A 24,180-nucleotide genomic window follows, 5' to 3' on the forward strand; every position below is an offset into this window, starting at 1 on the left:
AGTTCAAGCGCCGCATTGCTCTCCTCTGCTTGTCGCATTCAACACCTGAAGAGATGCATTTGCGCGTTCCGCGACGCCCAAACAGAGGCCTGAAGCGACAGCGTGCGGAGCGTATGGCCTACTGCATCCGTTGATGGATCTGCAGGAACAGCTGCGGAAACGTGCTACCCAGCAGATGCCCGGCAGCGGCCGCGAGCAGGATGGCGCCCACGATGGCAACACATCTGACCGGGAGTGACATTCGCTTCAGATCCATGGCATCCAGCATGGAAGCAACGATCGCGTAACGCCATCGGATTCCTTTCAAATCTTCCTGAGGTTCGTCATGCTCGCCCTGGCACTCTTTCTGCTGCTGTCGTGTGCGGTTTTGGTTCGAAAGCGACACGTGCGTAGCGGCGCCCTGCTCGCCGTAGCGCCACTGGCCATCTTGGCCAGCGCGAGCGCGCCCATCACGCAACGGCTGCTGGACCTGGCACAGGATGCGCCGCCAAGGACTGCAACAGCGCACCATCCACGCACGGCGATTGTCGTTCTAGGCGCTGGCATCGATCAGGACGCTCACGGCTCCAGGCCCGGCCTGGCTGGCTATAGCCGGTTGATGGCCGCAACGCAGCGCTACCTCGCCTGCGAACGCATCGGTGAAGCCTGCGTGGTGCTGGTCAGCGGAGGCGCTGCTGCGCCGGATAATGCCCCAGAAGCCAACGTCTACGCGCGTGAACTGATTGCGCTGGGCGTACCTGCGGAACACATTGTGCGCGAGCACGCCAGCGTGAACACCTGGCAGAACGCTAGGAACAGCAGCCGAATGATCCAGCGCGACAGTGTCCGGGTAGTGCTGGTGACCTCTGGCCTGCACCTAAGGCGCAGTCTGATCTACTTCCGGCACTTCGGTGTCGTGGCCGAGGGCTTGCCCAGTGATCGCCTCCGCGCCTCGCCGGGGTGGCTTCCCTCTGCATACAACCTGCTGCTGATCGAAGTGATGCTGCACGAGTACATCGGCGTCCTGCGCTACCACGTTTACAACGGCATGGGTTGGAACGAAGAATCCATCAAGCTGGACCGTGTCACGCCTGCAGCAACCACCCACGCATTGCCGCACTCACTTCGTCCGGTTTCTCCATCGGTGCCAGGTGCCCGCAATCAGGCACCACCACCAGCTGCGAGTGCGGCACCATCGCGTGCATTTCCTCGCTCACCGCGAGTGGCGTAATGCGGTCGTTCGCACCGCAGACGATCAGCAGCGGATCGCGGTAACCAGCCAGCACATCATGGCCATCGCGGCGTTCCAGTGCGCTCTGGCGCAGGAACACTTCCGCGCCCAGGCGGGCGGTCATGTCACGCACACGTTGCACCAGCACGTAATCATCCAGCCGCGACGCATCGATGTAGCTGCGCATCAGCACATCACCGAAACCATGGAACTTGCCGGGCAGGCGCACGCTGGCGCGCTGGCTGCGGCGCTGTTCGGCACGTTCCGGTGAGTCAGCGTGGATCGAGGTATCGATCAGCGCCAGCTGCAGGACCCGCTCCGGCGCGATGCGCAGGATCTGCTGGGCGACGAAACCGCCCAGCGAGAATCCAGCCAACGCAAAGCGTTCCGGCGCCTGCGCCAGCACGTCCTCGGCCACCGCCTGCAGGGTCTCGCCACGGGTCTGGTCGCCTACGGTGCAATCGGCAATGTCGGCAAGATCAGCCAACTGTGCGCGCCACAGCTCGGCGTCGTTGAGCAGGCCGGGCAGCAACAGCAGGGGAGTACGGTCGGTCATGGGGGTATTGTCGCGCCATCACGGTGACGGAGCCATGCCGCAACGGGGGTTGGATTGTAGCGTCGAGCCACGTTCGACGGCTGCACAGCCAGTGGGGCATGGCTCGACGCTACAGAACGCAGCGGCGGAGGCGCTCTTCGGCGACACCATCACCATCTACACCGCGCTGTGCGAACAGGCCCGCGAGAAAACCTGGCGCAGCAGGGTCAAGCACGCACGGCGGCTGGGTGCCAACGCGACCATCGGCATGCGCTACGACGCCACCGACGTGATGACCGGGCTGACCGAAGTGCTGTGCTACGGCACGGCAGTGGTGGTGGAACCACTGCGTTGAAGCTGTAGAGCCGAGCCCATGCTCCGCTCAGGCGTGCCCGTGAGATGCAAGGCAGCCGAGCGTGGGCTCGGCTCTACAATGGGGTTTCGGGCACCTCGACCTGCTGCACCGGCAGGGTCACCATCATTACCGTCGGGTCATCCGGGTCCAGCCTGGTCTTGAAGCCCAGGCTCTGGCACATCGCCAGCATGGTGCTGTTTTCGCGCAGCACCTGGCCTTCGACCACGTCCAGGCCCAGCCACTTGGCGTACTCGATCATGATCGCCATCAGCCGCCAGCCGATGCCGTGGCCCTTCAGGTCCGAGCGGATCAGGATGCCGTACTCGCCGCGATGGTAATCGGCATCGGCGTGCAGGCGCACCGCGCCAAGCATTTCGCCGCTGCGCGGTTCGATCGCCACCAGCGCGATCGAGCGTGCGTAGTCGAGCTGGGTCAGGCGCGCGATGAACTCGTGGCTGAAGTGCTTCACCGACTGGAAGAAGCGCAGGCGCAGGTCCTCGTCGCTGACACGGGCGAAGAACGCACGGAACAGCGCATCGTCTTCCGGCCGCACCGGACGCACGAACGCGCGGCCGCCATCGGACAGTTCGATGGTGCGCTCCCACTCCTTCGGATACGGGAACACCGAAAAGCGCGGATGGCCACGGCCCTTGTGCAGGATGCGCGACGGTGCCACTGCCACGCGCGCGTCGAGGGCGAGGATGCCCTTGCCGTCGACCAGCAGCGGGTTGATGTCCAGCGTGCGCACTTCGGGAATGTCGGCGGCCAGCTGTGCCAGCTTGACCAGCGCCAGCGCGAGTGCGCGCTCGTCGGCGGCGGGCACATCGCCGTAGGCCTTGAGGATGCGCGAAGCACGGGTCTGTCCGATCAGCTCGTGGGCCAGGCGCAGGTCCAGCGGCGGCAGGGCCAGCGCCTTGTCGTTGATCACTTCGACCGCGGTGCCGCCACGACCGACCACGATCACCGGGCCGAACGTCGCGTCATCGGCGATGCCGACAATCAGTTCGCGCGCCTTCGGGCGGACGATGGTCGGCTGCACCAGCAGGCCATCGATGCGCGCATCCGGCCGCAGCTGGCGCGCACGCGACAGGATCGCGTTGGCCGCGCTCTGCACCGCCGGCAGCGTGGACAGGTTCAGGCGCACGCCGTCCACTTCCGATTTGTGCGGGATGTCCGGTGACAGGATCTTCAGCGCCACGCTGGCGCCACGCTCCAGCAGCGGCTGCGCAAGGTCCATTGCCTCGTGCGCATCGCGCGCGTGCATCACCGGCGCGGAGGGGATGCCGTAGGCCTTGAGCAGCTCATGCGTGGCCAGCGGGTCCAGCCACTGCTGGCCGTTGGCCAGCGCGGCATCGACCAGTGCGCGCGCGGTAGCCGTGTCGACGCTGAAATCCTGCGGCAGGCTGGGCGGCGTTTCCATCAACGCGTTCTGCGCTTCGCGGTAGCGCACCAGGTGCTGGAAGCCACGTACGGCTTCGGCCTCGGTCGGATAGGTCGGCACCCGTGCCGCGTTGAGCGTGGCGGTGGCCTGGTCGTCGTTGCCCAGCCATACGGCGAACACCGGCTTGTCGCGATGATGGCGCGGGCGCAGGCCGAGCGTGCGGGTGAGGGCCTGCGCCGCATCGGCGGACGAGGTGAACGCGGTTGGCACGTTGACCACCAACACCGCGTCGTTCTCGTTGTCGGCCAGCAGTGCTTCGATGGCGGTGGCATAGCGCTCACCATCGGCGTCGACCACGATGTCCACCGGATTGCTGCGCGACCAGCCCTGCGGCAGCACCGCATCGAGCTTCTCCACCGTGCTGTCGGAAAGGGTGGCCAGCGTGCCACGCAGCGCGATCAGTTGGTCCACGGCCAGGCGGCCGACACCGCCGCCATTGCTGAGAATGGCCAGGCGGCGGCCGGGGAAGGTGCCCAGCCGCCCCAGCGATTCGGCAGCAGTGAACAGTTCGTCCAGCGCACCCACGCGCAGCAGGCCGGCGCGATTGAAGGCCGCGCCGTACACATCATCGGCACGCGCCAGGGCCTGCACATGGGTATCACGGCTGCCCGGCTGCACGCGCTCGGCGCGACCGGACTTCACCACCACCACCGGCTTGGCGCGGGCGGCGGCACGCGCGGCCGACATGAACTTGCGCGCGTCCTTGATCTGCTCGACATACAGCAGGATGGCGCGGGTGCGGTAGTCCGTGGCGAAGTAGTCGAGCAGGTCGCCGAAGTCGACGTCCATCGTGTCGCCCAGCGAAACCACGGCGGAGAAGCCCACCGAGCGCGCCACGCCCCACTCCACCAGCGCGGCGGCAATGGCCGAGGATTCGGAGATCAGGGCGAGGTCGCCGGCCTGCGGGAAGTGCGCGGCGATGCTGGCATTGAGTCGCGCGTGCGGCGCGATGACGCCCAGGCAATGCGGCCCGAGGATGCGCAGGCCATGCTTGCGCGCCACCGCCTCTACCTGTGCGGACAACGAACCCGGGCCTTCGCCCAGGTGCGCGGTGAGGATGATCGCCGCCTGCACGCCACGCTCTGCAGCTGTACGCACCACTTGCGGCACGATCGCCGCCGGCGCGGTGATCACCACCAGGTCGGGCACCCAGTCCAGGTCCTTCAAGCGCTTGACCGTGCGGATGCCATCGATCTCGGCGTGCCGCGGGTTGATCCACGCCACCTTGCCGGGGAAGCCGGTTCCGCGCAGGTTGCGCATCACTGCGCGGCCGGCCGAACGCTCACGCGGACTGCCGCCGATCACCGCGACCGACTGCGGACGGAATACGGACTGCAGGTGGTAGGTACTCATGCGCCTACGGTACCCAAAAAAGGGGACGGAGGGGATCAAGTCGTCTGTGCCACAAACGACTTGATCCCCTCCGTCCCCTTTTTTGTTACAGCAGCGTGCCGTGCAGGATCAGCGCGGCGATGCTGAAGTAGATCACCAGGCCGGTTACATCCACCAGGGTGGCCACGAACGGGGCCGAGGCGCTGGCCGGGTCGAAGCCGAGCCGCTTCAGGACGAAGGGCAGCATCGAGCCGGACAGCGAACCGAAGGTGACGATGCCGACCAGCGCGGCACCGATGGTGATCGCCAGCAGGATCCAGTGCTCGCCGTAGTCATGCAGGCCACCCAGCTGCCAGATCACGATGCGCACGATCGCCAGGCAGCCGAGGATGGCACCCAGCACCATGCCGGTCGGGATCTCGCGGATCGCCACCCTCCACCAGTCGCGCAGGCGCAGTTCGCGCAGCGCCAGGCTGCGGATCAGCAGCGAGGTGGCCTGCGAGCCCGAATTGCCGCCCGAGCTCATGATCAACGGGATGAACAGGGTCAGCACCACCGCGCGCGCCAGTTCGTCCTCGTAGTGCTGCATCGCACTGGCCGTCAGCATCTCGCCCAGGAACAGCACGCTCAGCCAACCGGCACGCTTGCGCAGCATCTCGAAGAAGCCGATCTGCATGTAGGGCTTGTCCAGCGCTTCCATGCCACCGAACTTGTGCGCGTCCTCGGTCGATTCCTCGATCAGCGCATCGAGCACGTCGTCCACGGTGACGATGCCGAGCATCTGCTGCTGCGCGTCGACCACCGGAATCGCCAACAGGTCGTGGCGGCGGATCAGACGCGCGACTTCTTCCTGGTCCATCAGCGCGTCCACCGTCACCGGCGGATTGACCTGGGCCACGTCCAGGATCGATTCCTCGGGCAGGCCGGTGATCAGCCGGCGCATGGTCACCACCTGCTGCAGCTGCTGGCTGGCCGGCTCCAGCACGTAGATCGCGTAGACCGTCTCGCGGGTGCGCTCGACCTGGCGGATGTGCTGCAGGGTCTGCGCCACGGTCCAGCTGGCGGGCACCGCCACGTACTCGGTGGTCATCAGCGCGCCGGCGGTGTTCGGCGGATAGCTCAGCAGCTTCTGGATGGCCTGGCGGGCGTCGGTGCCCAGCAGCGGGATCAGCCGCGCGCGTTCTTCCTCATCCAGCTCGTGGACGATGTCGGTGGCGCGGTCGTCAGCCATCAGTCCGAGCAGGGCGGCGGCGCGTGCCGGGGGCAGCGCGGCCACCAGCTCACCGCTGCGGTGCAGCTCCGGCGCTTCCAGCATCTTCACTGCACGCGGCAACGGCAGCGCGGCCAGCGTTTCCGCGGCGCGGGCCAGTTCCAGTGTGTTGAGGAATTCCACCGCATCGGCGGTGTTGTAGTTCGCCAGCGGTGCGGCCAATGCGGCGGCATCGGCCACCGGGCGCAGCAATTGCTTCTGGTTCATCGGTTTTGCCTTGTGGGGATGCGACCTCGCGCAACGCCAACGCAGGCAAACCGTCCCGATGTCAGGCGGTGGCCATCGCTGGCGTCGAACGAGGTCGACTTCTACTGTCGCTGGACATGGGTTGGGGACTCCGGAATGCGCGTGCCGGCGGTGCGCCGCCAGCGGCGGGCAGTCTGGACCCGTGGGCCATGCAGGTCAACCCGGCATCCCTGCGCCGGGCGCGGGCCGGCCGGTTGTTCTCGTGCATACACAGACCGGCGCGCATAATGGCCGGGTGGCGCTCGCCACGCTTTCCCCACCCGAACGGACGCACTGCGGGCTTCCCCGATGACCACGTATTCCCATGCATAGCGGCGGTCTGGAACTGGCCCTGGTGCTGCTGCTGGCGGCGGTCATTGCCGTGCCGGTGTTCAAGAAGTTCGGCTTCGGCGCGGTGCTGGGCTACCTGGCGGCCGGCGTGGTGCTGGGCCCGGACGGGCTGGGCTTCGTGCAGGACGCCGACCGCATCCTCGGCGCCGCCGAGATCGGCGTGGTGATGCTGCTGTTCGTGATCGGCCTGGAGCTGTCGCCGGCACGCCTGAAGGTGATGCGGCGCTCGGTGTTCGGCGCGGGCGCGGCGCAGGTGGCGATGTCCGGGCTGGTGCTGGGCGGCCTGCTGCTGCTCGACCACTTCCAGTGGAAGAGCGCGCTGGTGGTCGGTGTTGCGCTGGCGCTGTCATCCACCGCGGTAGGCCTGCAGCTGCTGTCCGAGCACAAGGCGATCAACAGCGACCATGGCCGGCTGGGTTTTGCCATCCTGCTGTTCCAGGACCTGATCGCGATCCCGCTGCTGGCGGCCATCCCGCTGCTGGGCGGGGCGAAGAACGAGACCCTGCGCTGGGAAGACGCCGCCGTGGCGCTCGGCGCGCTGGCCGTGGTGATCCTGTGCGGGCGACCGGTGCTGCGCAAGGTGTTCAGCATCATCGCCCGCACCCGCAGCCCGGAAGTGTTCACCGCCACCGCCCTGCTGGTGGTGCTGGGCACTGCCTGGTTCATGCAGGAAGCGGGCCTCAGCCCCAGCCTGGGCGCGTTCCTGGCCGGCGTGCTGCTGTCCGATTCGGAGTTCCGGCACGAACTGGAAGCGCAGATCGAGCCGTTCAAGGGCCTGCTGCTGGGGCTGTTCTTCATCGCGGTGGGCATGGGCATCGATCTCGACCGCATCGGCGCCGAGCCGTGGCTGATCGCCGCCGGCGTGGCGATCCTGCTGGTGGTCAAGTTCAGCCTGCTGTACGTGATTGGCCGCATCGCCAGCCTCAGTCCGCGGCAGTCGCTGCTGCTGGGCAGCGTGCTGTGGCTGGGGGGCGAGTTCGCCTTCGTGGTGTTCAACGAAGCGCAGCGCGCGCACCTGCTCGGCAACGCCAATCACGATCGGCTGGTGGCGATCGTCGGCCTGTCGATGGCGATCACGCCCCTGCTGATGATCGCGCTGCTCAAGCTGCTCGGCCAGGAGAAGGCCCCACCGCGCGAGGCAGCCGAGGCCGACAAGGTGGCACCGGACAACCGCCCGAAGGTGCTGATCGCCGGCATGGGCCGCTTCGGCCAGGTGATCGCACGCCTGCTGACCGCACAGAAGGTGCCGTTCGTGGCGCTGGAGGCGAACCCGGATACCGTGGCCGACCTGCGCCGCTTCGGCAACCAGCTGTACTACGGTGACCCGACCCGGCCGGAGATGCTGCGTGCGGCGGGCGGCGAGCACATCGATGTGTTCGTGATCACCGTGGACGACCCGGAGACCAACCTGCGCGCGGTGCGCATGGTGCGCCGGCTGTACCCGGACGCGAAGGTGCTGGCGCGAGCGCGCAACCGCCAGCATGCATGGCGCCTGATGGACATGTCAGCCGAGCCGTTCCGCGAAGTGTTCGGCACCAGCCTGGAGATGAGCGGGCGCGTGCTGACCGCATTGGGCGTGGCACCGGACGTGGCCGAGCGCCATGTGCAGCGCTTCCGTGAGCATGATGAGCAGCTGCTGCGTGACCAGTACCTGGTGTACGACGACGAGGCCGCGGTGATCCAGACCTCGCGTGATGCGCGCAACGACCTGATGCACCTGTTCGAGGCCGACGCGGAAAGGGACGGCGAGTAGGTGTGCCGACCAACGGTCGGCACCCACCCGATCAATGGCGGACCCGGTAGTGCCGGCCGCTGGCCGGCAATCCCGTGATCCCGGAGATGTCATGAGGTAGCCGGCCAGCGGCCGGCACTACCCTTTTCCAGCGATCAGCCGTTGTCGCGCAGGAACCGCGCCATCGAGGAAACGCCCGGCACGCGCGGCTCGAACTCGCCGGCCACGTCGATGAAGCCACGCATCACCGCGATCTCGCGCGGGCTGCGGTTGAGGCTGTCGCGCGCTTCCGGATCGGCGCCGGCGCGCAGCAGGCGCTGCACCAGCAGCGGCAGGCCATGCAGCGCGGCCAGATGCAACGGGCCGAAGCCACGCGGGTCGCGTACGTCCAGGTTTACGTCCTCGTCCAGCAGGCGCTCCACTGCGGCCATCACCACCTGCTCGTCGCAGGCGGTACCCGGCTCTGCGCGCGCGCCCAGCAGCAGCAGCAGCGGCGTGACCGAACCAGCGGCGGCCTGGTCCGGTTCGGCACCGGCCAGCAGCAGGGTGTCGAGCAGCGCCAGCAGGCGCGAGCGGTCGCGGGCACTGAAACCGTACAGCGCGGCACAGTGCAGCGGACCCAGCTGCTGCGCGTCACCGGCATGCACGTCGGCACCCGCCGTGAGCAGGCGCGCGACGATGTCCGGAAGGCCCAGCGCGGAGGCCAGCATCAGCACCGTCACGCCACCCGGCAGGCGGTGTTCCAGCTTGGCGCCAGCGTCGAGCAGGGCCGAAACGATGTCCACCTGGCGCATGCTGACTGCCGCCGACAGCGGCGTCGCGCCACTGGCCGCCGCGTGCTGCGGATCGGCGCCGCGCGCCAGCAGCAGGTCGGTTACCGCCAGGTGGCCGCCACCGGCAGCACGCAGCAGCGCGGTGCAGCCCTGTGCGTCGACCGCGTCGACGGCGAAGCCCAGATCGATCAGGCGGCGCACTGCATCGACGTCACCGGCCATTGCGGCGGCCGGCAGATCGGCCTCGCGCAGGGTGCGGCGCGGCAACGGCCACACCCGCCAATCGAGCCAGTCGGCCAGATCGCGGCGACCGATCGACAGCGCCACGCCCAGCGGTGTCTGGCCGTCGGCGGCACGTGCTTCCGGCGAGGCACCATGCTGCACCAGCAGCTTAAGCGCGCCTTCGCGGGCCAATGCGGTGGCCAAGTGCAGTGCGGTCATGCCGTGGCTGTCGCGTGCTTCGCGATCAACGCCGGCCTTGAGCAGGGCCTGCTGCAGCCGCAGCCAGCCCAGGCGCACCGCCAGCGACAGCGGCGGATCGCCCGCCGGCGAGGCGGCGAACGGATCGGCGCCACGCTCAAGCAGTTCCAGTGCCAGCTGTTCCAGACCACGCGCGGCCTGGTCGTGCTGTGCGCAGGCAGCAAGGAAGCGCGCCAGGCCGCCGCGGCCGGCCGGCGACAGGCCACGCTGCAGCATCACCTGCAACGCCGGCACCGCATCGATGCCGCGCGACAACAGCGCGAACATCGGCGTATCGGAGCAGGCATCACGCACATAGGGATCGGCGCCGTGGCCCAGCAGCCAGTCCACCGCACGCGGTTCCAGCGCCAACTCCGGATCGAGCAGCAGCCCGCCCAGTTCCTCCGGCTGGCACAGCCTGGCCAGTGCCGCCATGCCGTCGGTGTTGCCGAAGCCCAGCGCCTCGCGCAGCAGGGTCAGTGGCGGACGGTCCGGCAGCAGGCCGCTGGCACTGGCTGCTTCGCCACGATCGGCCAGGCCATCACTGACCGCGGCCGGCAACGGATAGGACGGGTCCAGCAGGGCTACGATCGCCCAGCGGCCGGCTTCGGCGGCGTAGTCCACCGCACGGCGGCCGACCGGATCGGTGGCATCGGCCGCGATGCCCAGTTCGACCAGGCGCTTGATCAGCAGCGGCGAGACATCCTCGGCCATCGCCGCCAGCTGCACCGCATTGCGGCCTTCGCCGTCCACCGCAACCAGGTCCGGCTTGTGCGGCAGCAGGTGCTCGATCACGGCTGCGCGACCGGCACGGGCCGCTTCCAGCCACGGCGTACGCCCCAGTGCATCGCGCGCTTCCAGATTGGCGCCCGCGCCGAGCAGCACGCCGATGATCTCGACATGGCCGGCCAGGGCCGCTTCATGCAACGCACTGCGGCGCTGGCGATCGCGGGCGTCGGCCCGTGCCTTGTGCTTGAGCAGCAGCTGCACACCCGCCGGATCGTCATCCTCGGTGGCGGCGGCGGCCAGCAGCACCGGGGTGCCATCGGCCGGTTCGCAGCGTGCACCGCGTTCGAGCAGGAAGCGGGCCAGACGCCAGTTGCCCACCTGGCAGGCCACCGCCAGCGGCGACCAGCCATCACGGTTCAGCGCATCGACTTCGGCAGCGGCATCGCGCAGCAGCGCGGCCACCCCTGGGTCGGAACTGCGTGCGGCATGGTGCAGCGGGGTGTTGCCATCACTGTCGGTGGCACGCGAGTCGGCGCCATTGGCGAGCAGGGTCATCACCGCTTCGGGGCGGCCATGCCAGCTGTCGCGGGTCGCCGCCAGCAGCGGGGTCATGCCCCGGTGCGGCGCATTCACATCGACGCCGCGGGCAATCAGTTCACGCAGCAGGCGCAGGTCCGGCAGCACCGCGGCCAGCACCGCCAGGCTGCGCTGGTCACGCCAGTTCGGGTCCGGCAGCGCATACGGATCGGCACCGGCCTGCAGCAGCTGCAGGCCCCGGTCGATGCGGCCCTGGCGGGCGGCCTCATACAGCGCCGGTGTCAGTTCCTGCGGCGCCATCGCCTCCAGCGGCACGGTTTCGGCCGCCGCTGCGAACATCGGTTCGGGTTCAGCGCTGGACGCCGCCAACGGGCTGGAGCGCAGCGACACCAGCGGCGCGGGCGCGACCCGCTGCAGCAGCAGGTGCAGCACCGGCGACAGCAGCACGACCGCCAGCGCGGCGGGCCAGCGCGCGCTTTCCGGCAACAGGCCCGGCCAGGCCGGCAGCACCACCAGCGCGGCCAGCGCAATGACCAGCGCGGCCACGCCGAGGCCACGCCAAGCAGTCAGGTCGCGCCCCGCCAGCGCCTGCCAGTGCTGGGCCAGGCTGCCGTCGAGGCGTTCGACATCGTTCCACAAGGGCCAGGTGCGCCAGGCCGCCAGCAGACCGGCACTGACCAGTACGCTCAGGCCAAGCACTGCCGCCAGGCTGCCGCTGTCACGCAGCGCAGCGAGCGGCCAGGCCAGCAGCAGCGCCAGCAACAGCGGGGCGGCTGCCCACAATGCCAGCAGCGCCGGCAGGTCCTGGCGTGCGACCACCTTCAGCGGCCGCAGCGCGCGGCTGCGGCGCCACCACGATATCGCCAGCGCGAACGCGGGCTGCGCCAGTGCGGCAAGGACGGCACCCGGGACGCCGCCCACGGCGGCGCCCAGCGCCAGCACCGCGCCCGCGGCGAAGGCAATTGACAGAATGCGCGGACGGGAGGCGTCAGTCATAGTGGCGCGGCATCAGGCTGGCCACCGACGGCGGCACCTGCAGGTAGAACCCGCGCTCGCTCATTTCGCTGCGGACCTTTTCCGGGTCAGCCTGCGCCAGGCGGCGCTGGGCATCCAGGGCCACCTCCAGGACGAAGGCGAGCGTCCCCAGCGAGGTGAGCAGCGGCGCGGGCAGCGCGCTGAAATCATCGCGTCGGGGAACGTAGACGTAGGTGTCCGGCTTGAGTTGGCTTTTATAGACGTAGGCGTGCATGTCCGCGGGACGATAACCCGGGAAGAGCCATGATTGTGTCGGAAAGCCGACACTGGGGAAAGCCGTCAGCCGACGATGGCGGCGCGATCAGCGGCGTTTCGCCTGCGGGGTTCAGCAATGTGGCGGCGACGTTCAGGCTGCGCCGCCGCCACACGGGCGCTTACTTGACCTTGGCGTAGGTGCCCTTCAGCGCGACACCCGCGAGGATGGCACCGGCGTAGCACTCGTAGTTGGTGCTGCTCTTGAACTCGTTCTTCTTGTAATAGCTGACAATGTCGACCACGGCGTTGGCGCCGCGCGACTTGGCACCGTCCTGCAGCGCGCGCAGTGCCGACAGCGCAACCCAGCGGCAGGCCTCGGCATCGCTCTTGTTGGCGGCGTTGGTCTTCTTGTTGGTCACGTCTTCGCCCAGGCGCTGCTGCACGCTGACCGGCTGGCCGGCCAGGTAGAAGCGCACGCTGCCGTCGATGCCGGCGTCCTTGGCGGCCTGCGAATTGACCAGTTCCTGCAGGGACTGTTCGACACGCGTGTCGCGGGCGGAAGCGGTGGAAGTCAGGGCCAGCAGCGCGGTAGCCGTGGCGATCATGAGAGTGCGGCGCATCGGAACATCTCCTTGTCGAGGGTGCGGGGGGTAACGGGAACGGTGTGTTGGCGCAGTGGATCACTCGCTCCAGCGGCGGAACACCAGCGAGGTGTTGATGCCGCCGAAGGCGAAGTTGTTGCTCATCACGTACTCGGCCTGCAGTTCGCGGCCCTGCCCGGTGATGAAGTCGAGCTGGCCACAGCGCGGGTCGACTTCGGCCAGGTTCAGGGTGGGCGCGAACCAGCCGGCACGCATCATCTGGATGCTCACCCAGGCCTCGAACGCGCCACAGGCACCCAGCATGTGGCCGACGTAACTCTTCAGCGAGCTGATCGGCACGCGGCTGCCGAACACCTGTGCGGTGGCCTGGGTCTCGGCGATGTCGCCGTGGTCGGTGGCGGTGCCATGGGCGTTGACGTAGTCGATCTGCGCCGCGTCCAGGCCGGCGTCCTCCAATGCCAGGCGCATGGCCTGGGCCATGGTGTCGGCACTGGGCTGGGTGACGTGCTGGCCATCGCTGTTGGTGCCGTAGCCGACCACCTCGGCAAGGATGGTGGCGCCGCGCGCCTGCGCGTGTTCCAGGTCTTCCAGGATCAGCGTGCAGGCGCCCTCGCCCAGCACCAGGCCATCGCGGCCGGCATCGAACGGGCGCGGCGTGGTCTGCGGCGCGTCGTTGCGCACGCTGGTGGCGAACAGCGTGTCGAACACCGCCGCAGCAGTGGCATCGAGCTGCTCGGCACCGCCGGCCACCATCACCGTCTGCTTGCCGCTGCGGATGGCTTCATAGGCCGCGCCCACACCCTGGCTGCCCGACGTGCAGGCGCTGGAGGTGGTGTACACGCGCCCGGACAGGCCGAAGAACACGCCGATGTTGACCGGCGCGGTGTGGCTCATCATCTTCAGGTAGGTGGTGGCGCTGATGCCGTCGGTGGTGAACTCGTTGAGCATGCGCCCGAATTCGCCGGTGGCCTCGTGGCTGCCGGACGAGGAGCCATAGGCCACGCCGGTACGGCCACTGCGCAGCACCGGATGCTCATGCAGGCCGGCCTCGCGCAGCGCCACCTCGGTGGCGCGCACCGACATGATCGCGACCTTGCCCATCGAGCGGGTGGTCTTGCGGTTGTAGTTCGGCGGCAGCTCGAAGTCCTGCGCCGGCGCAGCCAGCTTGGTGTTCAGCCCGGCATAGACATCCCACTCGGGCATCGCACGCACCGCGTTGCGGCAGCTGCGCAGGTGGGCCTCGATGGTCGGCCAGTCGTGGCCGAGTGGACTGATGGCGGCGGCGCCGGTGACCACCACACGACGATCGGCGACCATCAGAGCATGCCTCCGTTCACCGAGATCACCTGGCGGGTGATGTAGCCGGCCGGTTCGGACAGCAGGAATGCCACGGTAGCCGCCACTTCGTCCGGCCGGCCAACGCGGCCGGCGGGAATCAGCTTGAGCGCGTGTTCAACCACTTCGTCGTTGAGCATTTCGGTCTCGATCAGGCCCGGGGCCACGCAGTTGACGGTGATCTGGCGGCTGGCCAGTTCCAGCGCCAGGGCCTTGGTGGCGCCGATGATGCCGGCCTTGGCGGCACTGTAGTTGACCTGCCCGCGATTGCCGGCCAGTCCGGAGACCGACGACAGGGTGACGATGCGGCCCGGCTTGCGCCGCCGCACCATCGGCATGATCAGCGGATGCAGCACGTTGTAGAAGCCATCCAGGTTGGTGTGGATGACCTGGTCCCAATCGTCCGCTGACAGCGCCGGGAAGGCGCCATCGCGGGCGATGCCGGCATTGCAGACCACGCCGTAGTACGCGCCGTGTGCTTCGACATCGGCCTCCAGCGCGGCCCGCGCAGACGCGCGGTCGGCCACGTCGAACACCAGCACGCGGGCCTGCTGGCCCAGTGCCTGGATCTCGGCGACCACCGCCTGTGCTTCATCCACGCGGCTGCGGCAATGCACCACCACGTCGAAACCATCGCGCGCGATGCGCAGCGCAATGGCCCGGCCGATGCCCCGGCTGGCGCCGGTCACCAGCACGCCTCGATTCCCTGTCATGCCTGTCCACTCTCCAGATAGGCCATCGCGTCGGCCGGTTCGAACACCGACACGTTGGCTGTCGCCCATTCTTCCTCGCCTGCCAGGATGCGGCAGGCGAACATCCCCAATCCATTGTCACCCAACAGCTCGCAGCGCGCCTGTACGCGCAGCCGCGTACCGCTGGGGAAGCTGCTGCGCGCGCTGCTGTAGCGGCGGCTGCCGAGCAGGAAGCCCAGCTGCGGTGGCCTGTCGGCCGCACGCGCGCGGCAACCGGCCCAGGCCGCGATGGCCTGTGCCATGTACTCGATGCCGACCCATGCCGGCACCTGGTCATCCTCGACGAACAGGCCGGCCTCGGGCACCACCAGTTCGGCCTCGATGGCGTCCTGGTCCCACTGCGTGATGCGCTCCAGCAGGCACATGTCCTGGCGGTGCGGCACCACGTCTTCGATCGCGTACAGCGTGTTCATCGACGCTCCAGTGCCAGCACGGCATTGCTGCCGCCGAAGGCGAACGAATTGCTCAGCACCCGCCGCGGCGGCTGCGCAAGGCGCGTGCCCGGCGCCACCAGCGGCAGCACCGGCAGTGCCGGGTCGGCCACGCCGTCCCACCAGTGCGGCGGCAGCAGCTGCTGCGGGTTCTCGGCCAGCACGATCCAGCACAGCGCCGCCTCGATGGCACCCGAGGCACCCAGCGTGTGGCCGGTCAACGGCTTGGTCGAACTGGCCGGCACGTGGCTGCCCAGCACCTGCGACACGGCCAGGCTTTCCATCGCATCGTTGTGGCCGGTCGCGGTCCCATGCAGGTTCACATAGTCCACTTCGCCGGCGGCCCAGCCAGCACGCTGCAGCGCCTGCTGCAGGGCGTCGATGGCGCCCAGGCCCTGCGGGTCCGGGGCGGACATGTGGTGGGCGTCGGCCGACTCGCCCCACCCCGCCAGGCATACCGGGCCGGGTTCGCGGGTGAGCAGGAACAGCGCGGCGCCTTCGCCGATGTTGATACCGGTACGATGCTGCGAGAACGGATTGCAGCGTTGGGCCGAGACCGATTCCAGCGCGCTGAAGCCGGCCACGGTGAAGCGGCACAGCGAATCGGCGCCACCGGCGATCACCGCATCGACGATGCCGGCGCGCAGCATGCGTGCGGCCGACATCAGCGCCTTGGCACTGGACGAGCAGGCAGTGGACAGGGTCCATGCCGGCCCCTGTGCGCCACTGCGCTGGCGCACGAACTGCGCGGCGGTGCCCATTTCCTGCTGGGCGTAATCAAAGCCCTGCGGCCACTGGCCCTGTTCGGCATGGCTGCGCAATGCCTGCTCGGATTCACCAATGCCCGAAGTGCTGGTGCCCAGCACCACCGCTACGCGCTCGGCGCCATGGCGGGCGATCGCCGCGGCCACTGCCGGCGCGATCTGAGCCAATGCCACGTCCAGCAGGGCATTGTTGCGCCCGCGCAGGGCCACCGGCAGATCATCCAGCGCCGGCAGCGGCGTGCGTACTTCTCCCAGCGCCAGGGTGCGCCCCGGCAACAGGCTGTCGTTGTCGCTGAGCCCGCCCGGCGCGTCGGCGAACAGTGCCGACGTCACTTCGGCGCGGCCAGCGCCGAGTGCACAGACCACGCCCAGGTCGTTCAGGTAGATCGGTGCGCTCATCGGTCCGGCCCGGCCATGTCGATCGATTCGATGCGCAGCGCATAGCCTTCGGCGCGGTTGTCCAGCTGCACGCTGCCATCGTCCAGCCGCTGCAGCTGCAGCCACACGGTGCCCTCACGCGACAGGCTGCGCTGATGGCCATCATCACTGACCTGCCAGCCCGCCGGCAGAACGGCGGCAATGGCCGCAGTCGGCCACAGCGCGAACTGCAGGTCATCCAGCACGCGCTCGGCGCGCACCTGCGGTGGCAGCCATGGCGCGCGCTGCTGGGTCAGCTGCTGGCCGTCCCATTGCAGGCGCACACCGGTCTGGCCCATCGCCTGCACGGCCAGCTGCACCTGCTGGGCGTCGGCTTCGAGCAGCGCGTCGAGATCGCGCTCATGCGTGCCGAAGCGGAAATGCAGCTGCTGCTGCAGCGCCAGCGGCGCTGGCAGGCTGGCCGGCGCCAGGCGCAGGGGCGGCAGTTCCACCTGCGGCTTCGGCATGCGGCTGGCGCAGGCGGCCAGCAGCAGGCACAGCAGCAGTGACGTGGCAGGGGCGATCAGGCGCCGCACAGCTGCTCCAGCACGCGCATGCGGCGGCCGCTGTCGTCGGCCACGTAGGGGTTGTTGGTGTCCCAGGCGTAGCCGGCCAGGATGGAGCTGATCATGTCGCGCACTTCGGGCTGCTGTTGCGGGTGGTAGATGATCTTCTGGAAACCGCCCTCGTACCAGCTTTCGACGAAGCGCCGGAAGGTCTTCACGCCGGCACGCAGCGGGATCGAGAACTCGGCCTCCCAGTCCACGGCCTGGCCGGCGTAGCGGCGCTTGAGGCATTCGCTGGCCAGCTGCGCGGACTTGAAGGCAATGGTCACGCCGGAGGAGAACACCGGATCGAGGAACTCGCCGGCGTTGCCCAGCAACGCGTAGCCGGGCCCCCACAGCGAACTGACGTTGGCCGAATAGCCGGTGATGCGGCGCACCGGCAGCACCGCCCATTCGGCGTTGGCCAGCAGCCCGGTCAGGTTGGGGTCCTCGCCGACGATGGCCTGCAGCTTCTGCAGGTCGTCACCCTCGTAGCGCTCGAAGAACGATGGCTCGGCGACCACGCCCAGCGAACAGCAGCCATTGGAGAACGGGATCGTCCAATACCAGACGTCAATGTGCTCGGGGTGGGTGGTGATCAGGATCTTGTTGCGATCGAAGTCCGCTTCGGCCGGAATGTTGTCGCGCACGTGGCAGAAGATCGCGCCGCGCACCGGGAAGTTGGACGGCGACTCCAGCTGCAGCAGCCGCGGCAGCAGCCGCGCGAAGCCGGAGGCATCGAGGATGAAATCGGCCTCGATGCGGTATTCACTGCCGTCCGGGCGGCGCACCATCACCGCCGGTTGCTCGCCCGGCTCGACCGCAAGCACTTCGTCGCCGAAGCGCAGCGTGGTGCCCATGCGCTCGGCACCGCGTGCCAGCACGTTGTCGAAGTCGGCGCGCTGTACCTGGTAGGTGGTGCCCCAACCCGGCGAGAACTTCTTCCTGAAGTCGAACGCAGTGCGTGCCTGGCCATGCACGAAGGCGGCGCCGTTCTTGTGCTGGAAGCCCGCTTCGACCACGTCCTGCAGCAGGCCCGCCGCCTCGATGTACTCCATGCTCTGCGGCAGCAGGCTTTCGCCGATGGAGAAGCGCGGGAACTGCTGGCGCTCCAGCATCAGCACCTGGCGGCCCTGCTGGCGCAGCATCGCTGCGGCCACGGAACCGGCCGGGCCGGCGCCGATGATCAGGATTTCAGTACGTTCGACAGCATCCACAGCAGTGTTCATCGGTGCGTCCTTGTTGCTCGATCAAGTGGAAAGAAGGAAGTCGGAAAACAGGCTCAGGCCGGCGGCAGATCGTGCGGCGGCGGACGGAACAGCGGCGAGATCAGCCAGACCAGGCCGATGCCGAACAGCAGGGTCAGGCCGAACGCGCGCAACGCCGGGGTCTGCGACAGGCCCAGCAGGCCGAACGACAGCCAGGTGCTGGCCGCGCCCACGCACACGGCCAGCCAGGCACTGGCGTCGCCGCGGTGCTCGATCAGGAAAATGCCGTAGTCGATGCCCATGCCCAGCAACAGCATCAGTGCCAGCACGTTGAACAGCTGCAGCGGCTGGCCGAACAGGCCCAGCAGGCCCAAGGTCAATGCGCCGGCAATCAGGGTCGGCGCGAACACGCGCCAGGCCTGGCGGCGGTAGCGCAGCCACAGCGCGCCGAACACCAGCACGATGCCGACCAGCAGCAGCCCGCCCATCAGCTTGCGGTAGTGGCCCAGCAGCTGCGAGAAGTCGGCGGTGCGATCCACCCAGCGCACACCGGGCAGGCCCTCGGCCGCCCCGCGCAGGGTGGCCAGCGCATCGGCGCGCGACAGGTCATCGACCATCACCACGCTGATCATCTGCCCGCCGACCTGGCCCACCCACAGGTGCCGGAACGGCTGCGAGGCCGGCGAGGCCAGGAACGCTTCGGCCGTCAGCGGCGTGGTGGCGAAGTCCGGGCGCGGCAAGGGTTCTCCGACCGCATCGGACACGGCCTGCAGCACGCCCGGTTCCACCTTGGCGGTCAGCGCGGCGTCGGCCTGCTGGCGTGCCGGCGACGGCAGCCAGTCACTGATCGCGCGGTAACCGCCGATGCGCTTGTCGGCGGCCAGCGCACGCAGGCGTCCGGTCAGCGCCTCTTCGCGCTGCAGCAGCTGCGCCGCGTCGGTGCCCTGCACGAGGTAGAACTGTGCCGGGCTGGGCATGCCCAACAGCTGGCTCAAGCGGATCTGCTGTGCCATCAGCGCGGGCGGCGAGGACTGCAGGCTGCGCAGGTCGTCGTCGCTGTGCAGGCGGGCGATGCCGATGGCCGAAAGCACCACGGTGGCACCGAGGAACACCATCACCGGCCGGCGCCCCTGCAGGCGCGGGAAGCGCTCCAGCGTGTTGCCCAGCCACTGCGAGAAACGGGTCTGGCGGATCTCGCCGCCATCCAGCCACGGGAACCAGAAAATCACCGTAAGGAAGGCGGCGGCCAGGCCGACCACCGAGAACAGTGCCATCTGGCGCAGGCCCGGGAACGGGGCCAGGCCCAGTGCCAGGTAGGCCAGCGCGCTGGTCAGCAGGGCCAGCCACAGGCCGGGCAGCAGGTGCCGCAGCAGTTTCCAGCGACGATCAGCCGGTTCGGCCTGGCGCGAAGCGAACCAATGGATGCCGTAGTCCTCGGCCACGCCCACCAGCGACGCACCAAACACCAGGGTCAGCACATGCACCTTGCCAAATACCAGCACGGTCACCGCCAGCGCCACGCCACAGCCGATCAGCAGCGACGCGGCAACCAGCAGGATCGGGCGCAGCGAACGGAACGCCAGCCACACCAGCAGCAGCACTGCGGCCAGCGAGCCCCAGCCGATCGTGTTGATCTCCTGGTTGGCCTGCACCGCCGCCGCTTCGGCGTGCAGCGGCACACCCGCATGCAGGATTTCCAGTTCCGGCGCCGCCGCCCTGGCGGCCTGCCCGGCACGTTCCAGCAGGCCATCGAGATGGCGCTCGCCATCCAGCTGGAACGCCGACCCCGGCGTATCGAACTGCAGTACGGCCCAATGCCTGCCCTCGGCTTCGAGCAGGCCGTCATCGCCCAGCCGCAGCCCCGACCCCTGCGCCTGCTGCTGCCACCATTGCGGCCACAGCGACAGCGGGTCCTGGCGCCAATCGGTCAGGCGCGGGGCGCCCATCGGACCGTACAGCGCAGCCAACGCCTGCTCGGCCAGCGCGCCCGGCTCGCTGCCCTGCAGCTGCTCGCGCTGGGCCGGGGTCAGCAGGCGGTCGCGGTACGGCGCGTAGAACGCGCGCGCCTCGTCGAACCAGCCTTCGATCGAACCGCTGGGCACCAGCAACGCGCTGTCGGCATCCGCCGCCATCGCCGCAGCGAACGCCGCCTGTGCGCGCTTGGCGGCGGCGCCATCCTTGCTGCCCAGCAGCACCACCACCTGCCGCGAGCTGCCATCAGCGATGCGCCGGGTGACGTCACTCAACAGGCGGTCATGCGCGTCCTGCGGCAGCAGGGCGAGGATGTCGGTGTCGATACGCGACTGCTGGCTCCACAGGCGCCATTGCTGCGCGCCCAACACCAGCAGGAGCACCAGCCAGGCGATGCCCAGCCAGTGCCACCAGCGCCGCAACCGGTCCGGCCCGTTCGATGCTGCACCCTCACTCAAAGCGGCGCGCCTCGTCGGCGGTGAGCGTGGCCGGTGCTTCGCTCAGTGCACTGAACTGGATCTGCGTGCGGTCCTTGTTGGCCTCGACGATCTCGACCTGGCGCACGTAGCGGTCACCCTGCAGGGTCAGCGACTGGAAGGCCTTGGCCAGCATCGCCGACTTCGGCGTCAGGCGCAGCCGCCAGCCCTGCCCTTCACGGCTGGCCGCCACGTTGAACTGGCCGGACAGCGCCTGCACGTCGCCACTCATCAGCGCGAACATGATCGCGTTCACCGAACGCATCGCCGGCTGCTGCCGCGCATCGAGCTCGACACGGGTGCTGCCATCGCGCTGGCGGCTGAGGATGCGGTCGGCGGTGACCACCACTTCGGAGGGGAACGGCTTGAGCGTGGTCCAGATCACGCCATGCTGGCGCGCGACCACGAACTGGCCCTGCGAGCGCAGCGGGTTCCTGAAGCCGCTGACCTGCTTTTCCTGGCTGAACTGGCCACGCAGCACGTCCGGCTGCGCCACCGCCTGGGTGATCGCATCCATGGCGGGGTCGGCCGCCTGCACCTGCGGTGCGGCAATGAAGATCAGTGCGCACAGCAGCACGCTCGAAAGACGGGCAAGGGTGTTCACGGTGCAGGCACTCCCAGCCGTTCCCACAGTACTGGAGGGCACTGGTACAGCATTTCCCTGCTGGCCGCGTCCACCGCGACCTGGATGGTCATCGCACGGGTCAGCACCTGGCCGCTTTCCGCATCAAGGATCTCGTACTCGATCTTCAGCCGGTTCTCCCATTCCACGATGCGCGCAATCACGCGCAGCGCCTGGTTGAACAGCAGCGGGCGCACGTACTTCACCCGCGCATCGACCACCGGCCACAGGTAGCCCGATTCGAGCATCTGCGGGTAGTCGTAGTCGTAGCGCCCGAGCAGCGCGCAGCGCGCGATCTCGAAGTACTTGAAGTAGTTGCCATGCCAGACCACGTTCATCGGATCGCAGTCATGGAAGGCGGGGGTCAACGCAATTTCGCCAACCCGTTCAATAGCCTCATTCACCGGCATACAGCTCCCAACGTTGCGCGCGGATCTCCACCAGCAGTTCCCGCAGTTCGCGATCCAGCGCGCGGTCTTCTTCAACCAGGGCGATGCGCTGCCCCAGGTCGGCGTACATGCCGGCCAGACTGCCATGCAGCTGCGCGTTCAGGCCAACCCGTTCGCGCAGCGCCAGGCCCTGGCGGGCGGCGATCAGCATCGCGGCCACCACCTGTTCAGTCAGTTCGATCACGCGCAGGCAATCGCGCGCGGCGATGGTGCCCATGCTGACCTTGTCCTGGTTGTGGCACTCGGTGGAACGCGAGAACACGCTGGCCGGCAGGGTCTGCTTCAGCGCTTCGGCAGTCCAGGCCGACACGCTGATCTGCAGCGCCTTCAGGCCATGGTTGATGGCCGCGCGCGGGCCGGTTGCCGCCGACAGGTTGGCCGGCAGGCCATGGCTGTAACGGGCATCCACCACCAGCGCCAGCTGCCGGTCGAGCAGGTCGGCAACGTTGGCCACGGTGTTCTTCAGGGTGTCCATCGCCAGCGCGATGTGGCCGCCGTAGAAGTGGCCGCCATGCAGGATGCGCTCGCCGTCGGCGTCGATCAGCGGGTTGTCGTTGGCACTGTTCAGTTCGGTTTCGATCAGCTGGCGCAGGAACGGCAGGCTGTCCTCCAGCACGCCGATCACGTGCGGCGCGCAGCGCAGCGAATAGCGGTCCTGCAGGCGCTGTTCATTGCGTGGCGGACGCTCGCTGTGCAGGTCGCTGCGCAGGCGCGCGGCGATGCGGCCCTGGCCCGGGTGCGGCTTGGCCGCGAACAGGGTTTCGTCGAAGTGGTGCGCGTTGCCGTCGCTGGCCAGCACGTTGAACGCGGTCAGGCGCGTGGCCATCCGTGCCAGGTAGTCGGCGCGCTGCCAGGCCAGGCAGGCCAGGCCGGTCATCACCGCTGTGCCGTTCATGATCGCCAGGCCTTCCTTCGGCCGCAGCTTCAGCGGGGTCATGCCGATCTTCGCCAGCACTTCGGCCGCCGGCTGCACGCGGCCGTCGTGCAGCACCTCGCGCTCGCCGCACAGCACCGCCGCGACGTACGACAGCGGCGTCAGGTCACCACTGGCCCCCACCGAGCCTTCGGCCGGGATCATCGGCAGCACGTCGTGCTGCAGCAGCGTGGCCAGGCCTTCCAGCAGCGGCACGCTGACGCCGGACATGCCGCGCACCAGCGACGCCAGGCGCGCAGCCAGCACCGCACGGGTCTCGACCGGGTCCAGGTAACGGCCCAGGCCGCAGCCATGGTAGGTGTACAGGTGGTGCGGCAGTTCAGCCACCAGTGCCGGCGGGATGTTCACCGTGCACGAGTCGCCGTAGCCGGTGGTCACACCGTAGATCACGCCATCCTCGCGCAACAGGCGGTCGAGGAAGTCGGCACCGCGCTGGATGTGCGCGCGGAACGCCGGCGCCTCGCTCAGTGCGGCCTCGCACTGGCGCTGGGCCAGGGCAACCACGTCTTCGATGGTCAACGGTGCGTCGCCAAAGCGGCACACGGGTACGGCGTCAGTCGTCATGCGGAGCCTGATCCCAGAAGGGGAAGAAATTGAACCAGTCCAACGGGGACTGGATGACCTGGAGTTCCAGCCAGCGCGCGAAGCGCTGTGCCTGTTCGGCCAGCGCGGCGTCGCGCGAGCCACGCGGCAGCACGATGCGTTCGGCGAATTGTTCGAATGCCACCCGATAGCCATCGCCCTCGTGCAGGCAGGCCATGGTGTAGACCGGGCAGCCCAGCGCCGCGGCGAGCACATAGGCGCCGATCGGGAACGGCGCGCGATGGCCGAGGAAATCGGCGGTGACGCTGCGACCGCCCTGCACCGGCGTGCGGTCGCCGACGATGGCAACGAAGCCCCCCGCCGCCACGCGCTCGGCCAGCATCACCGCCGTGGCCGGCCCCATTTCAGTCACCTGCACCAGTTCCACCGCCGCCAGCGGGTCCAGCCGCTGCAGCAGACGGTTGAAGCGCTGCGCGTGGGCGGTATGCACCAGCACGGTGATGCGGAACCCCGGCACCTGCTCGGCCAGCACCTGGCACAGCTCCAGGCAGCCGATGTGCGCGGTGAGGATCAGCCCGCCCTCGCGGCGCGCGATCTTCTGCAGCACCAGGTCGCGGTGCAGGTGGATACGGTCGGCCGGGTAGCGCCCGCCCAGGCCGAGGATCTTGTCCAGCATCGTGTCGGCGAAGGCGAAGAAGTGGCGCAGGCTGTCGCGCCGGGTCGGCGCGCGGCCGAGCACACCGCTGTATGCCTGCAGCCGCTGCAGGTACTGCATCGAGGCCTGTCGCCCCACACGGTTGCCCAGCCAATGGCAGGCCACCACCGGCCACGCGCACAGGCGGAATGGCCAGCGCCCGAACCAGCGGTGCACCCAGCACAGGAACAGCACGCCGGCCACCGACGTCGATTCGCCGATGTCGGCCCAGTGCGGGGCGTCCTGCGCGGTCGCCAT

General features: G+C 68.7%; 19 protein-coding genes and 2 pseudogenes. 3 read left to right on the forward strand and 18 right to left on the reverse strand.

Annotated features, from left to right (window positions below; genetic code table 11):
* Positions 1-118: 118 nt before the first annotated feature.
* The gene (locus ACMGRF_RS17680) at positions 119-385 is read right to left on the reverse strand and encodes a hypothetical protein (protein ID WP_180880151.1); all 267 of its coding nucleotides are present in this window, start codon (positions 383-385) and stop codon (positions 119-121) included.
* Between ACMGRF_RS17680 and ACMGRF_RS17685 the strand changes: the two are divergent.
* A pseudogene (locus tag ACMGRF_RS17685) lies at positions 326-988 on the forward strand (YdcF family protein); the annotation flags it as partial. The gene ACMGRF_RS17680 and the pseudogene ACMGRF_RS17685 overlap by 60 nt on opposite strands.
* 76 nt (positions 989-1,064) lie before the next feature.
* Here the strand turns inward: ACMGRF_RS17685 and ACMGRF_RS17690 are convergent.
* Complete coding sequence (locus ACMGRF_RS17690; protein ID WP_049411508.1) at positions 1,065-1,766, reverse strand: alpha/beta fold hydrolase; 702 nt, start codon at positions 1,764-1,766, stop codon at positions 1,065-1,067.
* A gap of 136 nt (positions 1,767-1,902) precedes the next feature.
* Here ACMGRF_RS17690 and ACMGRF_RS17695 point away from each other — a divergent pair.
* A pseudogene (locus ACMGRF_RS17695) lies at positions 1,903-2,100 on the forward strand (YbjQ family protein); the annotation flags it as partial.
* 73 nt (positions 2,101-2,173) lie between these two features.
* On the opposite strand, the gene ACMGRF_RS17700 reads toward ACMGRF_RS17695, so the two are convergent.
* The gene (locus ACMGRF_RS17700; protein ID WP_134709183.1) at positions 2,174-4,894 is read right to left on the reverse strand and encodes a bifunctional acetate--CoA ligase family protein/GNAT family N-acetyltransferase; all 2,721 of its coding nucleotides are present in this window, start codon (positions 4,892-4,894) and stop codon (positions 2,174-2,176) included.
* Positions 4,895-4,979: 85 nt separating this feature from the next.
* Positions 4,980-6,350 carry a magnesium transporter gene (mgtE, locus tag ACMGRF_RS17705; RefSeq protein ID WP_049411514.1) on the reverse strand — a complete coding sequence of 457 codons (1,371 nt, stop codon included), beginning with the start codon at positions 6,348-6,350 and terminating at the stop codon, positions 4,980-4,982.
* A gap of 343 nt (positions 6,351-6,693) precedes the next feature.
* Between mgtE and ACMGRF_RS17710 the strand changes: the two genes are divergently transcribed.
* Complete coding sequence (locus tag ACMGRF_RS17710) at positions 6,694-8,472, forward strand: monovalent cation:proton antiporter-2 (CPA2) family protein (RefSeq protein ID WP_164283075.1); 1,779 nt, start codon at positions 6,694-6,696, stop codon at positions 8,470-8,472.
* A gap of 134 nt (positions 8,473-8,606) precedes the next feature.
* Here ACMGRF_RS17710 and ACMGRF_RS17715 read toward each other — a convergent pair whose 3' ends face one another.
* The 14 genes from ACMGRF_RS17715 to ACMGRF_RS17780 all read right to left on the reverse strand — a co-directional run bounded on the left by ACMGRF_RS17715 (position 8,607) and on the right by ACMGRF_RS17780 (position 24,180).
* Positions 8,607-11,945 (reverse strand): ankyrin repeat domain-containing protein, encoded by a 3,339-nt coding sequence (locus ACMGRF_RS17715; protein ID WP_414485441.1) that lies wholly within the window; start codon positions 11,943-11,945, stop codon positions 8,607-8,609.
* Positions 11,938-12,198 carry a YcgL domain-containing protein gene (locus tag ACMGRF_RS17720; RefSeq protein ID WP_014648833.1) on the reverse strand — a complete coding sequence of 87 codons (261 nt, stop codon included), beginning with the start codon at positions 12,196-12,198 and terminating at the stop codon, positions 11,938-11,940. Before ACMGRF_RS17720 ends, ACMGRF_RS17715 begins: the two co-directional genes overlap by 8 nt.
* 160 nt (positions 12,199-12,358) lie before the next feature.
* Positions 12,359-12,799, reverse strand: coding sequence for a hypothetical protein (locus ACMGRF_RS17725; RefSeq protein ID WP_005420284.1), 441 nt, complete (start codon positions 12,797-12,799; stop codon positions 12,359-12,361).
* A gap of 60 nt (positions 12,800-12,859) precedes the next feature.
* Positions 12,860-14,098 (reverse strand): beta-ketoacyl-ACP synthase, encoded by a 1,239-nt coding sequence (locus tag ACMGRF_RS17730; protein WP_414485442.1) that lies wholly within the window; start codon positions 14,096-14,098, stop codon positions 12,860-12,862.
* Positions 14,098-14,829 (reverse strand): 3-ketoacyl-ACP reductase FabG2, encoded by a 732-nt coding sequence (locus tag ACMGRF_RS17735; RefSeq protein ID WP_111190458.1) that lies wholly within the window; start codon positions 14,827-14,829, stop codon positions 14,098-14,100. The genes ACMGRF_RS17730 and ACMGRF_RS17735 overlap by 1 nt, the downstream gene beginning before the upstream one ends.
* Entirely contained in the window at positions 14,826-15,281 is a 456-nt protein-coding gene (locus ACMGRF_RS17740) for a hypothetical protein (RefSeq protein WP_099485706.1), read from the reverse strand. Before ACMGRF_RS17740 ends, ACMGRF_RS17735 begins: the two co-directional genes overlap by 4 nt.
* Positions 15,278-16,462 (reverse strand): beta-ketoacyl-[acyl-carrier-protein] synthase family protein, encoded by a 1,185-nt coding sequence (locus tag ACMGRF_RS17745; protein ID WP_134956203.1) that lies wholly within the window; start codon positions 16,460-16,462, stop codon positions 15,278-15,280. Before ACMGRF_RS17745 ends, ACMGRF_RS17740 begins: the two co-directional genes overlap by 4 nt.
* The gene (locus ACMGRF_RS17750) at positions 16,459-17,016 is read right to left on the reverse strand and encodes a DUF3261 domain-containing protein (protein ID WP_180880138.1); all 558 of its coding nucleotides are present in this window, start codon (positions 17,014-17,016) and stop codon (positions 16,459-16,461) included. The genes ACMGRF_RS17745 and ACMGRF_RS17750 overlap by 4 nt, the downstream gene beginning before the upstream one ends.
* Positions 17,004-18,254 (reverse strand): NAD(P)/FAD-dependent oxidoreductase, encoded by a 1,251-nt coding sequence (locus ACMGRF_RS17755; protein WP_049416022.1) that lies wholly within the window; start codon positions 18,252-18,254, stop codon positions 17,004-17,006. The genes ACMGRF_RS17750 and ACMGRF_RS17755 overlap by 13 nt, the downstream gene beginning before the upstream one ends.
* A gap of 53 nt (positions 18,255-18,307) precedes the next feature.
* The gene (locus tag ACMGRF_RS17760; RefSeq protein WP_111096667.1) at positions 18,308-20,662 is read right to left on the reverse strand and encodes an MMPL family transporter; all 2,355 of its coding nucleotides are present in this window, start codon (positions 20,660-20,662) and stop codon (positions 18,308-18,310) included.
* Positions 20,655-21,284, reverse strand: a complete 630-nt coding sequence (locus tag ACMGRF_RS17765) for a LolA family protein (protein WP_049438269.1) — start codon at positions 21,282-21,284, stop codon at positions 20,655-20,657. Before ACMGRF_RS17765 ends, ACMGRF_RS17760 begins: the two co-directional genes overlap by 8 nt.
* Entirely contained in the window at positions 21,281-21,712 is a 432-nt protein-coding gene (locus tag ACMGRF_RS17770; protein ID WP_005420298.1) for an acyl-CoA thioesterase, read from the reverse strand. Before ACMGRF_RS17770 ends, ACMGRF_RS17765 begins: the two co-directional genes overlap by 4 nt.
* Positions 21,699-23,249, reverse strand: coding sequence for an HAL/PAL/TAL family ammonia-lyase (locus tag ACMGRF_RS17775; protein ID WP_049416016.1), 1,551 nt, complete (start codon positions 23,247-23,249; stop codon positions 21,699-21,701). Before ACMGRF_RS17775 ends, ACMGRF_RS17770 begins: the two co-directional genes overlap by 14 nt.
* Complete coding sequence (locus ACMGRF_RS17780) at positions 23,239-24,180, reverse strand: acyltransferase (RefSeq protein ID WP_049416012.1); 942 nt, start codon at positions 24,178-24,180, stop codon at positions 23,239-23,241. The genes ACMGRF_RS17775 and ACMGRF_RS17780 overlap by 11 nt, the downstream gene beginning before the upstream one ends.

It is taken from the genome of Stenotrophomonas sp. EMP41, from assembly GCF_047495535.1.
Classification (GTDB): Bacteria; Pseudomonadota; Gammaproteobacteria; order Xanthomonadales; family Xanthomonadaceae; genus Stenotrophomonas; species Stenotrophomonas sepilia.